At 47.2% G+C, this 638-nt stretch carries 1 protein-coding gene; it reads left to right on the forward strand.

Translation table 11 applies throughout. The annotated features are described in order from the left end of the window. Positions 1–638, forward strand: a 638-nt coding sequence (locus tag F8B77_RS17695) for a hypothetical protein (RefSeq protein ID WP_208846182.1), incomplete at both ends; no start/stop codon positions are given.

The raw sequence follows: 638 nt of genomic DNA on the forward strand, positions 1-638 counted from the left end.
CAGTATCCGATTATGCTGTGGTAGGCGTTACTGGTGTTGCTGCAAATAATTTGAGTGAAATTAACGGGCAAGTGGACAGTCAATCGTTGACCACGGTAGCTGCGTTCCAGACGCTAACTGACAGCGTCAACGTGATTCAAAGTTACGCGGCCGATAATACGCAGCCAGTACCATCAGTGAGTGATTATGCCGACTTTGGCGTTACCGGTGTGGATGCCAACAATTTAGCGGAAATTAATGCACAAGTTGACAGCCAGTCACTAACAAATGTTGCCTCGATACAAACACTTATCGATAGCCTAACAGTGATCCAAAACTATGCGGTAGATAATACGCAAACCGCGCCAACAGTAACCGATTATGCGCAAGTGGGCATTAACGGTGTGGATGCCAACAACCTCAGTGAAGTGAATGGTCAGGTAGATAGCCAATCGTTGACCACGGTAGCAGCGATCCAGACTCTAATTAATAGCGTCAACGTGATTCAAAGTTACGCAGCTGATAATACCCAAACCGCGCCAAGTGCGACCGATTATGTAGTGGTAGGTGTCACTGGTATTGATGCTAATAACCTCAGTGAAGTAAACGGTCAGGTGGGCAGTCAATCGTTGACCACGGTGGCTGCGATTCAGATTCTG

The sequence above is a fragment of the Aliivibrio finisterrensis genome, from assembly GCF_008933155.1.
Taxonomy (GTDB): domain Bacteria; phylum Pseudomonadota; class Gammaproteobacteria; order Enterobacterales; family Vibrionaceae; genus Aliivibrio; species Aliivibrio finisterrensis.